We start from the raw sequence: 15,078 nt of genomic DNA on the forward strand, positions 1-15,078 counted from the left end.
CGCGCACCACTCCCGGTCATCCGCCCGACGGTGGTGCCCGTCGGAACGCCCCGTTACCCTGAACGCATGTCTGGACTGCGCCTCGAAGAACTGTCCGCCGCCACCGTCGTCGCGGCCAACAACCTCACCCTCAAGCCGGGGCAAGAGCAGTTCGTCGCCCCCGTCTCGCACTCCATCGCCGAGGCGTACGTCAACCCGACCACCGCCTGGCCCCGCGTCGTGGTCGACGACGACGGCACGGTGGTCGGCTTCATCATGGGCAACTTCGACGCCGAGGCCGACGACGAGGCGCTGCGCAGCTGCATCTGGCGCATCAACGTCGAGGCCGACGCCCAGGGCCGGGGCATCGGCCGGTTCGCCGTGCACGCCCTCGCCGACGAGGCCCGCAGCCGCGGCTTCGACCGGGTCACCGTCATCTACGAGCCGGGTGACGACGGGCCCGAGGACTTCTTCCACCACATCGGCTTCGAGGTCATCGGCGAGACGCCCTACGGCGAGCACGTCGCGGGACTGACCCTGGCGTCGTCACAGGTCTGAGCCGGCACCGCGTGAGGTCGACGTCGTGACCTCGGGCGCCTCCGCCCGCGGCGGCGAGCCCGCGCCGCACCCCGGCCCCGACCCCGGCCTGGCCCCCGGCCCCGGCCCCGACCCCGACCCCGACCCCGACGACTTCGTCTCGCAGGTCGTCGCCGTCGTCGAGTCGATCCCGCCGGGCCGCGTGATGACCTACGGGTCGGTCGCCGCCGCCCTCGGGTCGCGGGCCTCCCGTGCCGTCGGCCAGGTGATGGCGTACGCCGGGGCCGACCTGCCCTGGTGGCGGGTGATCCGCGCCTCGGGCCACGCTCCGCGCGACCACGAGCAGCGCGCCCTCGAGCAGTACCGGGTCGAGGGCACGCCTCTGCTGTGGAGCCGGTCGGGCACCTTCCGCGTCGATCTGGAGCGCGCCTCCCACCGTCCCTGACCGGGCCGAGACTCAGGGCCGGGCCGACGGCTCGTGGCCGGAACGGGCGAGTTCGACGACGACGGTCGGTCACGACCGCCCGCCTCCCCCGGCGCCGCCCGCCGTCGCCCGGGTCGCCTCAGCGCGTCCGGTCGTAGGGGGTCGTCGTCGAGACGGCGACCAGACCCGATCGCTCGAGGATCGGACGCGAGTCGTCGGTCGAGTCGCTGTGCACGAGGGTCTTGCCCTGCGCGAGGGCGGAACGCGCGCGCGCCGCGGTCAACGCCCGGTAGATGCCCCGGTGGCGGTACGCCTCGAGCGTGGCGCCGCCCCAGATGCCGACGAAGTCCGTGCCGGGGACGTGTTCGAGTCGGCCTCCGCTGACCATCCGGCCGTCGACCTCGGCGACCCAGAGCTCCATGCCGTCGCCACGGCCCAACCGGGACAGCAGCGCGTCGGCCATCCGCGCGTCGACCGCCTCGCCGAACGCCTCGTCGACCATCGCACTCATCGCCCGCACGTCCGCCTCGGTGGTTACCCGACGCACCGTCACGCCCTCGGGCACCTCGCCGAGGTCCGCGAGCGCGGCGAGCGGCCCGATCATGATCGACTCGGGCTCGCCGGCTTCGAAGCCCGAGGCCACGAGCGCGTCGTGGAGCCCGGGGGCACGGTCGTGCCCGCGGGTCTTCCACTCGACCCGGGTGATCTCGTCGTCGGCGTCGAAGTGCTCGACGGCGGCCACCACCAGCGCGCGGACCGCGTCGGCGTCCGCGTCGCCGAGGTCGCGGTAGGTGACGAACCCGCGACCATCGGCGAAGGTGACGAGCCGCAACGGACCGTGGCGGGTGACCGCGATCGCGCTCGGCGTCTCGGCGTCGGTGCGGAGTTGCTCGTCGTAGGCCTGCAGGTAGCTCGTCGCGTCGGTCATCGAGGCCACGCTAGCCGAGCCCGGACGGCAGGCGGGGCCCGCCGTCCGGGCCCCGCCTCACACGAGCGAGTCGCGCCACGCGGCGTGGAGCTGCGCGAAGCGGCCGGTGCCCGCGATCAGGTCGTCGGGGGTGCCGTCCTCGACGATCTTGCCGTGCTCCATCACGAGCACCCGGTCGGCGATCGCGACCGTCGACAGGCGGTGCGCGATGATGACCGCGGTGCGGTCGGCGAGCAGCGTCTGCAGGGCCTCTTGCACCATGCGCTCGGACGGGATGTCGAGCGACGCGGTCGCCTCGTCGAGGATCAGCACGCTCGGGTTCGCGATGAACGCCCGGGCGAACGACAGCAACTGGCGTTGTCCGGCCGACACCCGGCCGCCGCGCTTGTTCACGTCGGTGTCGTACCCGTCGGGCAGGGCCTCGATGAACTCGTGCGCCCCGACCGCCTTCGCCGCCCGCACGATCTCGTCGCGCGTCGCGTCGGGCTTGCCGAGCGAGATGTTGTCGGCCACCGAACCCGAGAAGAGGTACGCCTCCTGCGTCACCATGACGATGGCGCGGCGGAGGTCCTTCGGGTGCAGGTCGCGCAGGTCGACGCCGTCGAGCGTCACCGCACCGCGCGTCGGGTCGTAGAAGCGCGAGATGAGCTTCGCCAACGTCGACTTGCCGGCCCCCGTCGACCCGACGAGGGCGATGGTCTGCCCCGCCGGCACGTGGAGGTCGAAGCCGGGCAGCACGACCGTGTCGGCGTTGTAGGCGAACTCGACGTCGTCGAAGTGCACCTGCCCCTTGGCGTCCCACAGGTCGACCGGGCGCGTCGGGTCGGGCACGCTGGGCTGCTCCTCGAGCACGCCCGAGATCTTCTCGAGCGCGGCGGACGCCGACTGGTAGCCGTTGTAGAACATGGCCATCTCTTCGGCCGGGTCGAAGAACCGCTTCGCGTACAGCGCCACCGCCAGCAGGGCGCCGATCTCGAGCGAGCCGTCGATCACCCGGAAGCCGCCGAACAGCACGACCGCCGCGAGGGTCGCGTTGCCGATGAGCACCAGGCCCGGGTCGAAGGTGCCGAACAGCGTGAACACCTTCGAGTTGGCCTGCCGGTAGTCCTCGACGTGACCGGCGTACTCCTTCTCGTTGCGCGCCTCCTTGCGGAAGGCCTGCACGGCACGCATGCCCGTCATCGTCTCGACGAAGTGCACGATGACGCGGGCGCTCGTGACGCGCGTGGCCCGGAACAGCTTCTGCGAGCGCACCTGGAACCACCGGGTCAACGCCACGAGCGGCACGAGGGCGACGGCGAGGACGAGGCCGCTCTGCGGGTCGAGCGCGACCAGGGCGACGGCGGTGAAGACCATGTACAGCAGGCCCGACACCAGCTGGTTGATGCCCGAGTCGAGCAGCTCGCGGATCGAGTCCAGGTCGCTCGTCTGGCGCGAGATGATGCGGCCCGACGTGTACGTCTCGTGGAACTCGAGGCTGAGCCGCTGCGTGTGCAGGAACAGCCGCTTGCGCAGGTCGAACAGGATCGCCTGGCTGATCCGCGCCGACAGCACCGTGTACTGCGCCATCAGCACCGCACCGATCACGCCGGTCACCAGGTAGGCGACCACGACGAGGATCGCCGGTGCCCAGTCCTGGTCGTCCATCAGGGCCGGCAGGGCGGTGTCGATGCCGATCGCGATCAGGGCCGGCCCCGCGACCTGCGAGGCCGTGCTGATCACGACGACGACGCCCATCAACGCGAGTCGCCAGCGCAGCGGGTGTACGAGCGAGCCGAGGAGGCGCAGCGACCGACGGCGGAGCCTCTTGCTCTCGTCCTTGGTGAAGTTCTCGCGCTCCTCGCCGCGGACGCCCTGCGTCGTCGAGCCCTGCTCGGCGCGCTTCTCGGCCGGCGTGCGGCCGTCCAACGCCTCGCGCTCGACGGGGCCGTCGGCGACCGCCGGGCGATCGGGACGGTCGTCCTCGAGTGTCGTGTCGGTCATGCGAGCACCTCCTCTCGGGTGGTGGTGGAGTCGTCGTCGAGCGACGAGATGACGTAGCGGTAGTGCTCGTTGCTCGCGATGAGGTCGGAGTGCCGGCCCACCGCGGTGACCGTGCCGTTCTGGAGCAGCGCGACCCGGTCGGCCAGGGTGACCGTCGACGGCCGGTGCGCGACGATCAGCGAGGTCGTGGACGCGAGCACGCGTCGCAGACCGGCCTCGACCCGCGCCTCGGTGTCGACGTCGAGGGCCGACAACGGGTCGTCGAGCACCAGCACGGCCGGGCGCGCGGCGATGGCGCGTGCCAGCGCGAGGCGCTGACGCTGGCCGCCGGACAGGCTGAGGCCCTCTTCACCCACGCGGGTGTCGACGCCCTCGGGCAGCCGCTCGACGAAGTCGGCCTGCGCGATCTCGAGCGCCTCGCGCATCACCCGGTCGGCCTCGTCGGCGTCGTCGGCGAGGTCGGGGCGACCGAGCAGGACGTTGTCACGGACGGACGCACTGAACAGCGTCGCGTCCTCGAACGCCATGCCGATGTGACGGCGGAGCTCTTCACGGCTGAGGTCTCGGACGTCGACACCGTCGATCAGGACCTGCCCGCCGGTGACGTCGTAGAGCCGGGACACGAGCGACAGGAGCGTCGTCTTGCCCGAACCGGTGAGACCGACGAGGGCCATCGTCTCGCCGGGCTCGACGACGAGGTCGACCCCGTTGACGAGGTCGGAGAACTGGGCCGGCGAGTCCTGGTACCGGAAGTGCGTGCCCTTGAACTCGAGTCGACCGTGGGGTTCGGCGATCGTCGCCGGCTCCTCGGGGTCGGTCACCGTGTTCTCGCTGTCCATCACCTCGAAGTAGCGGTCGACGGCCGTGCGGGTGTCGAAGGTCATCGAGAGGAGGAAGCCGATCGACTCGACCGGCCAGCGCAGCACGGTCGCCGTCGCGAAGAAGGCGAACAGCTGGCCGACGGTCAGCTGGCCGTCGGCGGCCAACCAGACGCCGCCGAGCAGACAGAGCGCGAAGGCCACGTCGGGGACGAGCAGCAGCCAGAGCCACAGCTTCGAGATGGCCTTCGCCTTCTCGATCTCGGTCCCACGGAGGTCCTCGGCCTGCTTGGCGAACTCGCGCAGCGAGTGCTTGCCGCGACCGAAGGCCTTGAGCACGCGGATGCCGTGGACGCTCTCCTCGACGCTGGTCGCCAGGTCGCCGACCTGGTCCTGGCTGCGGCGGGCGACGACCGAGTAGCGCTTCTCGAACGCGAAGCTGACGAAGAAGACGGGCAGCGACGCCACGAGGAAGACGAGGCCGAGCACCCAGCTGTACGAGAACAGGACGACGAAGCCGACGACGATCGTGAGCACGTTGACGACGAGCAGGACGACACCGAACGCGAGCCAGCGGCGGATGAGGCTCAGGTCGCTGACCGACCGGCTGAGCAGCTGACCGCTCTGCCAGCGGTCGTGGAACGCCACCGGCAGGTCTTGCAGCTTGGCGTAGAGGGCGTTGCGCATGGTCGCCTCGACGTGCGTGCTCGGTGTGAGCACCAGGCGACGGCGGGCACCGATCAGGATCGCCTCGGCCACTCCGAGGCCCAGCACGACGGCGAACGCGGGCCAGACCTGCGATCGGTCACCGCTCGACAGTGGGCCGTCGACGAGCAGTTGCAGGACGAGGGGGATCAGCAGGGCGACGACGGCGGCGAGCAGAGCCGCGACCATGCCCAGCACGATGCGGGGCAGGGCCGGCTTGACGTAGGGGTGGAGCCGCACGAGCGACTGCACCGTCGAGGGGCGCTTCGCCGGGTCGGGCGGGCGTGCGGACGAGGACTTCTGAGACATGGGTGATCCAAGTGTCGTGATCTGGCACGGGCGACCGAACGGAGCGGTGACCCGTGGTGGAGAAGGTGGTGCGGCGACCGTCCGGGGAGGACGCGCGGTCGCCGCGGTCGCGCCCGGAGACGTCGGCGGGCGATGTGTCGGAGGGGTGCCGGTGGGCGGCGGACCGTCTCGTCTAGACGATCGGCGCCGGGCTCGGAGACGCCGAGGAGGCGCGACCCACGCGAGCACCGTCGGTGGCCGTGCCCACCGTGGTCAGTGTCGTCGTCGTCATCATGTCCTCCTGAGTGTCGTCATCCGTCCGTGCGGTCGTGTCCGACCGGCTGTGAGCAGCCTTACAGGATATGCGTGCCGTCGACTCCGCCGCAAGACGGAACGGTTCGGAATCGTGGACGACGCGACGCGCGCCTCCGGGGCCCCGGCCGACGGCGACCTAGTGGAAGAAGTGGCGCTCGCCCGTGAAGTACATGGTCACGCCGGCAGCCTTCGCCGCGGCCACGACCTCGTCGTCGCGGATCGACCCGCCGGGCTGGACGACCGCTGCCACGCCGGCGTCGAGCAGCACCTGCAGGCCGTCGGCGAAGGGGAAGAACGCGTCGGACGCCGCGACCGACCCGGCGGCACGCGCACCGGCGCGGTCGACCGCGAGGTGGCACGAGTCGATGCGGTTGACCTGGCCCATGCCCACCCCGACGGACGCGCCGCCCGAGGCGAGCAGGATCGCGTTCGACTTGACGGCGCGTGAGGCCTTCCAGGCGAACTCGAGGTCGGCTCTCGTCGAGGCGTCGGCCTCGTCGCCGGCCACCAGCGTCCAGCCGTCGGACGTGAACGCGTCGAACCGGTCGGCGTCCTGGACGAGCAGGCCACCCGAGATCTGCTTGACCTCGCGCGCGTCGCGGGTGAAGTCGGCGGGCAGGGTCAGCAGGCGGATGTTCTTCTTCGCGCTGAGGATCTCGACGGCCTCGGGGTCGAACGCCGGGGCGATGACGACCTCGGTGAAGATGTCCGCGACGGTCTCGGCCATGGCGCGGGTCACCGGGCGGTTGGCCGCGATGACGCCGCCGAACGCGGAGACGGGATCGCAGGCGTGCGCCCGCTGGTGCGCGTCGGCGATGGCGTCGACGGCGTCGGGCGAGGCCACGGCGATGCCGCACGGGTTGGCGTGCTTGATGATCGCGACGGCGGGCTCGTCGAAGTCGTAGGCGGCGCGCAGGGCCGCGTCCGCGTCGACGTAGTTGTTGTACGACATCTCCTTGCCGTGCAGCTGCGTCGCCTGCGCGATGCCGTGCGCGCCGGGCGTCGCGTAGATCGCGGCGGCCTGGTGGGAGTTCTCGCCGTAGCGGAGGGTGTCCTGCAGCTCGGCCGAGACGGTGACCGTGGGCTCGAAGCCGGCCCGCGCCTCCTGCTCGTCGACGACGGACGAGGAGGCGCGGGTCGCCGCGGCGGACGCGTCGGCCTCGGCGCGCACACCCACGTGTGCGGCGAAGTACGCCGCGACTGCCGTGTCGTACGCGGCCGTGTGGGCGAAGGCCTCGCCGGCCAGGCGCTGACGCTGGGCGAGGGTCGTGCCCCCCAGCGTGAGCGCCTTCTCGATCTGCGGGTAGTTCGTCGGCGAGACGACGATCGCGACGTTGGCGTGGTTCTTCGCGGCGGCCCGGACCATCGCGGGCCCCCCGATGTCGACGTTCTCGATGACGGTCGGCACGTCGGCACCCGAGGCGACGGTCTCGACGAACGGGTAGAGGTTGACGACGACGAGCTCGAACGCGGCGATGTCGAGTTCGGCCAGCTGCGCCTCGTGCGACTCGAGCCGCAGGTCGGCGAGGATGCCGGCGTGCACCGCGGGGTGCAGCGTCTTGACGCGGCCGTCCAGCGACTCGGGGAACCCGGTGACGCTGCTGACCTCGGTGACGGCGTGGCCGGCGTCGCGGATGGTCTGGGCCGTCGAGCCGGTCGACACGATCTCGACGCCGGAGGCCGAGAGGGCGGCGGCCAGGTCGAGCAGGCCGGTCTTGTCGCTGACGCTGATCAGGGCACGACGCACGGTCACGGCGTCACGGTCGCGGTAGAGGCTGGGGTCGATGGCGTGGCCGCTCATGCGGTGGGCTCCTGTTCGAGTGTGGTCGTTCCGTTGGCGATGTCGAGCACGGTCTGGACGAGCAGTTCGCGCTCGACGACCTTGATGCGGTCGTGCAGCGACGACTCGTCGTCGCCGGGCAGGACGGGGATGCGACGCTGGGCGAGGATCGGGCCGCTGTCGACGCCCTCGTCGACGACGATGACGCTCGCGCCCGTCTGCTCGACGCCCGCCGCGAGCGCGTCGCGCACGCCGTGCGCGCCGGGGAACTCGGGCAGGTAGGCGGGGTGCGTGTTGATGAGGTTCGGCGCGAGGGCGGCGACGACCCGTGGCGGCACGAGCCGCATGAAACCGCTGAGCACCACGAGGTCGGGCTGCCACTGCTCGATCTGGGCCAACAGCTCGTCACCCCAGGCGGCACGGTCGGCGAAGTTCGAGAAGGCGACCGAGAAGGTCGGCACCCCGAAGTGCTCGGCGTGCTCGAAGCCGTCGGCCTCGCGGTCGGCGCCGACGGCGACCACCCGGGCGGGGTACTCGGCGTCGCTCGCGGCCTCGAGCAGAGCCCGGAGGTTCGAGCCGCCACCGGAGATGAGCACCACGAGCTTCAGCACCCGGCAAGCCTAGCGGCCCGGGCACGCGCACCGGGGGGGGGGCGGTCGGCGGTCCGTCGGACGACGGCGTCAGCGCGTGATGCCCTCGATGCGCTCGGTGTCGTCGCCGTCGCGCCGCAGGGTGGTCACGGGCACAGGGCCCGTCGGCGTGGTGTCGTCGACGACCGGGTCGTCGTGCCACTTCGCACCGGAGCCGTCCGGCGTCGTCTCGGCTCGATCACCCGCGAACCTCGGTGGCGTCACGACCATCGCGAGCACGCCGGCGACGGCGAACTCGAGCGCCGCGAACCCGCCGACCAGCAGCGGGTCGGGTCCGACGTCGGTCAGGCGTCCGGGCCCGGCCGAGCCGGAGGCCGCCCAGGCGAGCAGGCCGAGCAGCGCTCCCCCGACGACCCCGCCGACGACCGCGACGACGATGCGACGGACCAGGTCGTCGACCCCGTACCCGGCGAGCATCCGTTGCAGCCGCGGCCTCAGGAGGGTCGCGCAGACGTACGCGGCGACGACCGGGACCAGCAGCCCGACGAAACCGAACGTCAGGTCGGCGGTGGGCAGCGCGCCGAGGAAGGGGATCGCGGGCATCGGGCCGACGGCGGTGCCCAGGGGCGAGATCGACGACCCGGTGCCGATGGCGAAGCCGGGGCCGACCAGCCACGACGCCGCCCACACGACGACGTCGGGGAGCAGGGCGAGTTGACCGAGCGTCAACGCGAGCCCTCCGAGGAACCCACCGTGCGCGCCTTCGTACAGGGTGATGATCTGGGCGTAGTTCGTCACGATCAGCACCGAGACGATCAGGGCCGACACGGCCAGGACGGCGGATGCGGCCACGGTCCCGAGCCGCAGTCCGGCGGCCGCGATGCCGGTCACCTGTCGGGGCAGTCGCGACAGGAGGCCGATCACGGCACCGGTCACGGGGTCGGCGGCCTCACCCCGACGCCGGCGCGTGACCTCCGCCATGGCCACGACGGGCACGGCGTACACGAGCGCGGGCAGGAGCGTGCCCTGCCACAACGACGGGCGTGCGAGCTCGTGCTGCGCGGAGGCCGCCAGGGCGAGGGACAGCAGGGCGAAGGTGCCGATGGTCACGAGCACGCCCGTCAGGCGGTGCGCGGTCTCGGCCGCGGCGCGGCCGGCGCGGATGCCCATAAGCACCGTGAGCAGGGCGAAGCCGAGCGCGGCCAGCGAGATGACGATGGGGGCGTCCGCCCCGGGGATGCCGGTCGCCGCGGCCGCGTCGGCGCTGAGCTGGACGGTCAGGTCGGCGCCGTGCCCGACGAGCCACGAGTCGACGGCTGCGCGCCAGAAGACGACCCAGTCGATCTGCAGGCCGTACTGGAACGCCCAGAGCGACGTCAGCACGACGAGGGGGATGCCGACGCCGATGGCCACGACGAGCAGGGCTTCGAGCGCGGAGAAGAGAGCGGTGACTGGGCGGTTCATCGCGAGCGACTGTACCGGTGCCGACCGGGGCCGGCCTGCTGCCCCGCCGCCCGCGACGACGACGCCGCTCCGCACCCGTTGGCCCGCCCGCACGACGACGGGCGTGTCCGTCGTGGCCGGCGTCCGAGGACGACCAGCCGTGACGAACACGCCCGTCGAGGAGGCGCGGGTCGGCCCCTACAGGGAGGCGTAGACCTCGCGGAGCAGCGCCGCGGTCTCGCTCGGCGTCTTGCCGACCTTGACGCCGGCGGCTTCGAGCGCCTCTTTCTTCGCCTGGGCGGTGCCGGCCGAGCCGGACACGATCGCACCGGCGTGGCCCATCGTCTTGCCCTCGGGGGCGGTGAAGCCCGCGACGTAGCCGACGACGGGTTTGGTGACGTGTGCCTTGATGTAGTCGGCGGCACGCTCTTCGGCGTCGCCGCCGATCTCGCCGATCATGACGATCGCCTTGGTGTCGGGGTCGGCCTCGAACGCCTCGAGGGCGTCGATGTGCGTCGTGCCGATGACCGGGTCGCCACCGATGCCGATGGCGGTCGAGAAGCCGAGGTCGCGCAGCTCGAACATCATCTGGTAGGTCAGGGTGCCCGACTTCGAGACCAGGCCGATGGGCCCCGAGCCCGAGATCGAGGCGGGCGTGATGCCCACCAGCGACTCGCCGGGCGTGATGATGCCGGGGCAGTTCGGGCCGATGATGCGGGTCGTCCCGCCCTTGGCCTTGGCGAGCGCCCAGAACTCGGCGCTGTCCTGCACCGGGATGCCCTCGGTGATGACGACGACGAGCGGCACCTCGGCCTCGATGGCCTCGACGACGGCGTCCTTGGCGAACGCCGGCGGTACGAAGACGATCGAGACGTCCGCGCCGGTCTCGGCGACGGCCTCGGTGACGGTGCCGAAGACGGGGAGCTCGACGTCACCGTGGGTGACGGTCGTGCCGGCCTTGCGGGCGTTGACGCCGCCCACGACCTTCGTGCCCGCCTTGAGCATGAGCGCGGTGTGCTTGGTGCCCTCGCCGCCGGTGATGCCCTGGACGATGACCTTGCTGTCCTTGTTGAGGAAGATCGACATTGTTCTGTGCAGTCCTTACTTCGAAGCCAGCTCGGCGGCCTTGTCGGCAGCCTCGTCCATGGTCGCGACGACGGTGACCAGCGGGTGCGCCGCCTCCGCCAGGATGCGTCGACCCTCGTCGACGTTGTTGCCGTCGAGTCGCACGACGAGCGGCTTGGTGGCCGCGTCGCCGAGGATGCCGAGGGCGGCGACGATGCCGTTGGCGACCGCGTCACAGGCGGTGATGCCACCGAAGACGTTGACGAAGACGCTCTTGACCTGGGCGTCGCCCAGGATCACGTCGAGCCCCGCCGCCATGACCTCGGCGCTCGCTCCGCCGCCGATGTCGAGGAAGTTGGCGGGCTTGACGCCGCCGTGCGCCTCGCCGGCGTACGCGACGACGTCCAGCGTCGACATGACGAGACCTGCACCGTTGCCGATGATGCCGACCTCGCCGTCGAGCTTCACGTAGTTGAGGCCGGCGGCCTTGGCCTTCGCCTCGAGCGGGTCGGCCGCGTCGGCGTCCTCGAGCTCGGCGTGGCCGGGGTGACGGAACTCGGCGTTCTCGTCGATGGAGACCTTGCCGTCGAGGGCGACGATGTCGCCCTGCTCGGTGAGCACGAGCGGGTTGACCTCGACGAGGGTCGCGTCCTCGCCCTCGTAGACGGCGTAGAGCTTCACCAGCACGGGGGCGACCTTCTCGACGAGCTCGTCGGGGAACCCGCCGGCCTTCGCGATCTCGGTGGCCTTCGCGAGGTCGATGCCCGCTCGGGGGTCGACCTCGATGCGCGCCAACGCGTCGGGCTTCTCGACGGCGAGCTGCTCGATCTCCATGCCGCCCTCGACGCTGCAGAGCGACAGGTACGAACGGTTGGCACGGTCGAGCAGCACCGAGAAGTAGAACTCGCGGGCGATCTGGGCGCCGCCGGCGATCATGACGCGCTTGACGACGTGGCCCTTGATGTCGAGCCCGAGGATGTCCTTCGCCGCGGCCTCGGCGTCGTCCGGGGTCTTCGCCACCTTGACGCCGCCGGCCTTGCCTCGGCCGCCGACCTTGACCTGGGCCTTCACGACGGTGACGCCACCCAGCTTCTCGGACGCCGCTCGCGCCTCCTCGGGGGTGTCGGCCACGATGCCCGGCAGCACGGGCACGCCGTACTGCTCGAACAGGTCTCTGGCCTGGTACTCGAAAAGATCCACGCTGTTCTTCCAATCCGCATCGCTGCGTCGTCTCACCATGATCCGTCTCGACATCGAGCCATCTCGACATGAAGACATATGGGCCGCGGTCAGCCTAGCGGGCGACCCCAGGGGTACGCCGAGCGTGGCGTCTGCTGTGAGCATCGGGGGCCAGCTGCCGCCTGGGGAGTAGACGAGAGACACCCCGACAGAACCAGAAGACGGAGACACGCATGTCGAAAGAGAAAAACCTCGCCACGCAGGAGCGCCTCGGCGAGATCCTGACCGCCCGTGAGATCGACCGCCTCGGCGAGGGTTTCCACGCCGACGTCGTCGACCACGACCCGGCCCCCGACGCACCCGCCGGCCTCGCCGGCATCCAGGCCTTCTGGACCGAGTTCTTCGCGGCTTTCCCCGACGCCGACCTCGCGGTCGAGACCCTCGTCGCCGACGACGAGAACGTCACCGCCGTCTTCACGATCTCGGGCACGCACACCGGCACGTTCCAGGGCGCGGAGCCCACGGGCAAGTCGTTCACCGTGCGCGGCATCCAGGTCGGCCGGTTCGACGAGGACGGCCTGCTCGTCGAGCGCTGGGGCGCCACCGACGAGGCCGGCATGAAGCAGCAACTCGGTCTGGCCTGAGCCGCTCCCCCACCACCCCGCACCGCCTTCGAGAGGACACACCATGAGCGACACGAACACCCCCGCAGCATCGGGCGAGCAGCCCTACGACCAGGCCGACGAGTTCGCCGAGTCCGAGCAGATCGCGACCAACGACGCCGTCGCCGGCGAGACGGTCTTCCCCGGCGTCGGCGAGGGCAACGACGGCCCCACCGGTGGCGCGCCCCGCGAGGGCTCGCCCGAGTACGCCTCGAACGACCTCGAGGGCGACGAGATCGACCTCGACGAGACCGAGTGACCTCGGTCACCACCGTCTGACGACGCCCCCGCCGCACCTCGCGGCGGGGGCGTCGTCGCGTCACGGCTCCTCCCCCGGCCTGCGTCAGCGGGAACCGTGCACAGGAGGCGCGGTGCCGGCCTCGGCAGCCGGGGTGGCTGCCCGATCGTCGGTGCATGACTTCACCACACAGCGCCCTCCATCCCCCCAGACGACGCCTCGCGCTCGCCCTGTTGTTCTCCGTCGTCGTTGGCCTGCTCAGCCAAGCCCCGGCCGCCGCCGTGACCGGCACGGGACTCGGCCCGGGCCACCTCTGGCGCGGCGACAACGTCTCGTGGCTCGGCACCTACCGACTCGACGACGGCACCCAGGCGTTCTGCCTCGAAGCCGGCAAGAGCTCGCCCGTCGGCAACCACTACGACACGACCACGGGTGGTGACGTGATCGGCGTCTCGACCGACGACCACGCGCGGCTCGCGTACATCGCCCGCACCTGGGGCGGCACGACCGACGCCGACACGGCCGCCGCGGGACAGCTCGCGGTCTGGACCATCACCGGCCTGAACGGCCACACGCAGCGGTACTACGCCGGCCGTGCCAACGAGCGGTGGCCGATCGTGCTCGAACGCGCGAACCAGATGCTCGCCGAGGCCTCGTCGGCCGCGTCGAAATCCGTCGCGGCATCGATCACCGTCGAACTCTCGGACGACGGCACCGGGCTGATCCGCCCCGACCTCACGGTCGACCGTGTGGCGGGCGGGCCGACGAGCCTCGAACCGACACATGCAGGCACGGTCACCCTGGACGGCGCCGTGTTCGCGGACGGCTCGACCACGGCCGTCGTCCGCAACGGCGAGAGCGTGTCCGTCGTCGCCACCGGTGACGCTGCCCACGTCACCGTGAACGCCTCGGTCGAGTTCGTCGACCTGCCGTACGGACGGGTGACCACGGTGGGGAACAGTCCCGCGGGCTCACAGATGATCCTCTTCTCGGGCGGGGTCGCGGCCTCCGCCTCCGAAGCCGCGAGTGTCGAGCAGCTGTCGCCCCTGCCGTTCCAGCCCACGGTGTCGACCGTCACCAGCGACACCGTGGCCGAGACCGGGACGGTCGTCACCGACCAGGTGACGCTCGGCGTGCGGCCCGGAGACGGGCTCCTGTCCGAGTGGGGTCGATACGACGACGCGGGGAGCTGGCGTCCCGTACCGGTCACGGTGCGGAGCCGCCTGCTGGGGCCCTTCCTCGCTCCGGTGGTCGAGGCCGCCGCGTGGCCGGACGACGCCCCGCTGGTCTGCGAGGTCGCCCTCGAGGTAGTCGACGGTCCGGGCACCTACTCGACGCCGGGCTGCGAGCTGCCCGCCGGCGGTTACTACACGTGGGTCGAGACCATCGATCCTGCGGACACTCCGGTCGAAGCGGGGCGTGACCGGGTGGGTTCCTGGCGCTCTCCCTTCGGCACGGCGACCGAGACGACGTTCGTGCCCTGGACGCCGACCATCTCGACCGTGGTGTCCGACGCCGAGATCGACCCCGGTGCCTGCGTCAGCGACGAACTCACCGTCGTCGACCTCCACCCCGACGTGCCCGGCGGGGTCGACGTCGAGTCGGTGCTCGTCGGACCGTTCGCCGAGGCCCCCGAGGTGGGAAGCGACCTCGGACAGATCGGCCGCCTCGACCCGGACCTGATCGTGGCCCGCGAGACCGTCGCCACCAGCGAGGACGGCACCTACGCCACGCCCTGCGTCACGCTCGAGCGACCCGGCACGTACGTCTTCCTGTTCTCGTCGGAGGGGTCGGCGGCCGCCGAGGACGGCAGCAGGATCGTGCCGGCCTTCGCCGACACCACCGTCTACCGGAGCGAGATGACGACCGTCCGACAACCGGCGCCGGCCGATGCCCCCGCGCCTCCGGCGAGGCTGGCCTTCACCGGTTCGACCGGTGGAGGGCAACCGTTGCTCGTCGCCCTCGGCATCATGGGTACCGGCTTGGTGCTCGTGACGGCGGCAGGTGCGCTGCACCTTCGGAGGCGCCGCCCGGACCGGGGCTCGGAGACTGCCTGCCGTGCGGTCGAGACCGACGCCCTGTCGTCGTTCGGCCTGGGCGAGGAGCGATGAGCCCCCGGGTGCAGGTGCCCCGAAGCGGCCCGG

General features: G+C 71.6%; 13 protein-coding genes. 5 read left to right on the plus strand and 8 right to left on the minus strand.

Going from position 1 to position 15,078, the window contains the following annotated elements; translation table 11 throughout:
- Nucleotides 1-66: 66 nt before the first annotated feature.
- Together IFT36_RS03605 and IFT36_RS03610 are read left to right on the plus strand one after the other, a co-directional pair.
- Nucleotides 67-537 (plus strand): GNAT family N-acetyltransferase, encoded by a 471-nt coding sequence (locus tag IFT36_RS03605; protein ID WP_159825071.1) that lies wholly within the window; start codon nt 67-69, stop codon nt 535-537.
- 25 nt (nt 538-562) lie between these two features.
- Nucleotides 563-961 (plus strand): MGMT family protein, encoded by a 399-nt coding sequence (locus IFT36_RS03610; protein ID WP_307785015.1) that lies wholly within the window; start codon nt 563-565, stop codon nt 959-961.
- Nucleotides 962-1,079: 118 nt separating this feature from the next.
- On the opposite strand, the gene IFT36_RS03615 is transcribed toward IFT36_RS03610, so the two are convergent.
- From IFT36_RS03615 to sucC, 8 genes are all read right to left on the minus strand, one after another.
- Nucleotides 1,080-1,868 carry a GNAT family N-acetyltransferase gene (locus IFT36_RS03615; RefSeq protein ID WP_200412440.1) on the minus strand — a complete coding sequence of 263 codons (789 nt, stop codon included), beginning with the start codon at nt 1,866-1,868 and terminating at the stop codon, nt 1,080-1,082.
- A 57-nt stretch (nt 1,869-1,925) separates the two neighbouring features.
- Entirely contained in the window at nt 1,926-3,851 is a 1,926-nt protein-coding gene (locus IFT36_RS03620; protein ID WP_082460047.1) for an ABC transporter ATP-binding protein, read from the minus strand.
- On the minus strand, nt 3,848-5,683 hold the full coding sequence (locus IFT36_RS03625) for an ABC transporter ATP-binding protein (protein ID WP_173153352.1): 1,836 nt from the start codon (nt 5,681-5,683) through the stop codon (nt 3,848-3,850). Before IFT36_RS03625 ends, IFT36_RS03620 begins: the two co-directional genes overlap by 4 nt.
- Nucleotides 5,684-6,113: 430 nt before the next feature.
- A complete protein-coding gene (purH, locus tag IFT36_RS03630) occupies nt 6,114-7,778 on the minus strand; it encodes a bifunctional phosphoribosylaminoimidazolecarboxamide formyltransferase/IMP cyclohydrolase (protein WP_200412441.1) in 1,665 nt (554 codons plus the stop codon).
- A complete protein-coding gene (purN, locus tag IFT36_RS03635; protein WP_054147430.1) occupies nt 7,775-8,368 on the minus strand; it encodes a phosphoribosylglycinamide formyltransferase in 594 nt (197 codons plus the stop codon). Before purN ends, purH begins: the two co-directional genes overlap by 4 nt.
- Nucleotides 8,369-8,437: 69 nt before the next feature.
- Nucleotides 8,438-9,811: a cell division protein PerM gene (locus IFT36_RS03640; protein WP_233568454.1), complete on the minus strand. Its 1,374-nt coding sequence runs from the start codon at nt 9,809-9,811 to the stop codon at nt 8,438-8,440.
- 177 nt (nt 9,812-9,988) lie between these two features.
- Complete coding sequence (gene sucD / locus IFT36_RS03645) at nt 9,989-10,876, minus strand: succinate--CoA ligase subunit alpha (RefSeq protein WP_056043398.1); 888 nt, start codon at nt 10,874-10,876, stop codon at nt 9,989-9,991.
- A 15-nt stretch (nt 10,877-10,891) separates the two neighbouring features.
- Nucleotides 10,892-12,055: an ADP-forming succinate--CoA ligase subunit beta gene (gene sucC, locus IFT36_RS03650; RefSeq protein WP_056043401.1), complete on the minus strand. Its 1,164-nt coding sequence runs from the start codon at nt 12,053-12,055 to the stop codon at nt 10,892-10,894.
- 212 nt (nt 12,056-12,267) lie between these two features.
- Here sucC and IFT36_RS03655 point away from each other — a divergent pair, with 212 nt between their 5' ends.
- The 3 genes from IFT36_RS03655 (at nt 12,268) to IFT36_RS03665 (ending at nt 15,045) form a co-directional block, all read left to right on the plus strand.
- Complete coding sequence (locus tag IFT36_RS03655) at nt 12,268-12,678, plus strand: ester cyclase (RefSeq protein ID WP_056043403.1); 411 nt, start codon at nt 12,268-12,270, stop codon at nt 12,676-12,678.
- A gap of 43 nt (nt 12,679-12,721) precedes the next feature.
- The gene (locus IFT36_RS03660; RefSeq protein ID WP_056043406.1) at nt 12,722-12,955 is read left to right on the plus strand and encodes a hypothetical protein; all 234 of its coding nucleotides are present in this window, start codon (nt 12,722-12,724) and stop codon (nt 12,953-12,955) included.
- A gap of 155 nt (nt 12,956-13,110) precedes the next feature.
- A complete protein-coding gene (locus tag IFT36_RS03665) occupies nt 13,111-15,045 on the plus strand; it encodes a thioester domain-containing protein (RefSeq protein ID WP_200412442.1) in 1,935 nt (644 codons plus the stop codon).
- The last annotated feature ends 33 nt before the right edge of the window (nt 15,046-15,078 follow it).

Source organism: Frigoribacterium sp. CFBP 13605, assembly GCF_014839405.1.
Lineage (GTDB): Bacteria > Actinomycetota > Actinomycetes > Actinomycetales > Microbacteriaceae > Frigoribacterium.

Coding starts and splice junctions, on each gene's coding strand:
- IFT36_RS03655 (WP_056043403.1), top strand. CDS start 12,268: ATGTCGAAAGAGAAAAACCTCGCCACGCAGGAGCGCCTCGGCGAGATC.
- purH (WP_200412441.1), bottom strand. CDS start 7,778: ATGAGCGGCCACGCCATCGACCCCAGCCTCTACCGCGACCGTGACGCC.
- IFT36_RS03620 (WP_082460047.1), bottom strand. CDS start 3,851: ATGACCGACACGACACTCGAGGACGACCGTCCCGATCGCCCGGCGGTC.
- sucD (WP_056043398.1), bottom strand. CDS start 10,876: ATGTCGATCTTCCTCAACAAGGACAGCAAGGTCATCGTCCAGGGCATC.
- IFT36_RS03625 (WP_173153352.1), bottom strand. CDS start 5,683: ATGTCTCAGAAGTCCTCGTCCGCACGCCCGCCCGACCCGGCGAAGCGC.
- IFT36_RS03660 (WP_056043406.1), top strand. CDS start 12,722: ATGAGCGACACGAACACCCCCGCAGCATCGGGCGAGCAGCCCTACGAC.
- IFT36_RS03640 (WP_233568454.1), bottom strand. CDS start 9,811: ATGAACCGCCCAGTCACCGCTCTCTTCTCCGCGCTCGAAGCCCTGCTC.
- IFT36_RS03605 (WP_159825071.1), top strand. CDS start 67: ATGTCTGGACTGCGCCTCGAAGAACTGTCCGCCGCCACCGTCGTCGCG.
- IFT36_RS03665 (WP_200412442.1), top strand. CDS start 13,111: ATGACTTCACCACACAGCGCCCTCCATCCCCCCAGACGACGCCTCGCG.
- IFT36_RS03615 (WP_200412440.1), bottom strand. CDS start 1,868: ATGACCGACGCGACGAGCTACCTGCAGGCCTACGACGAGCAACTCCGC.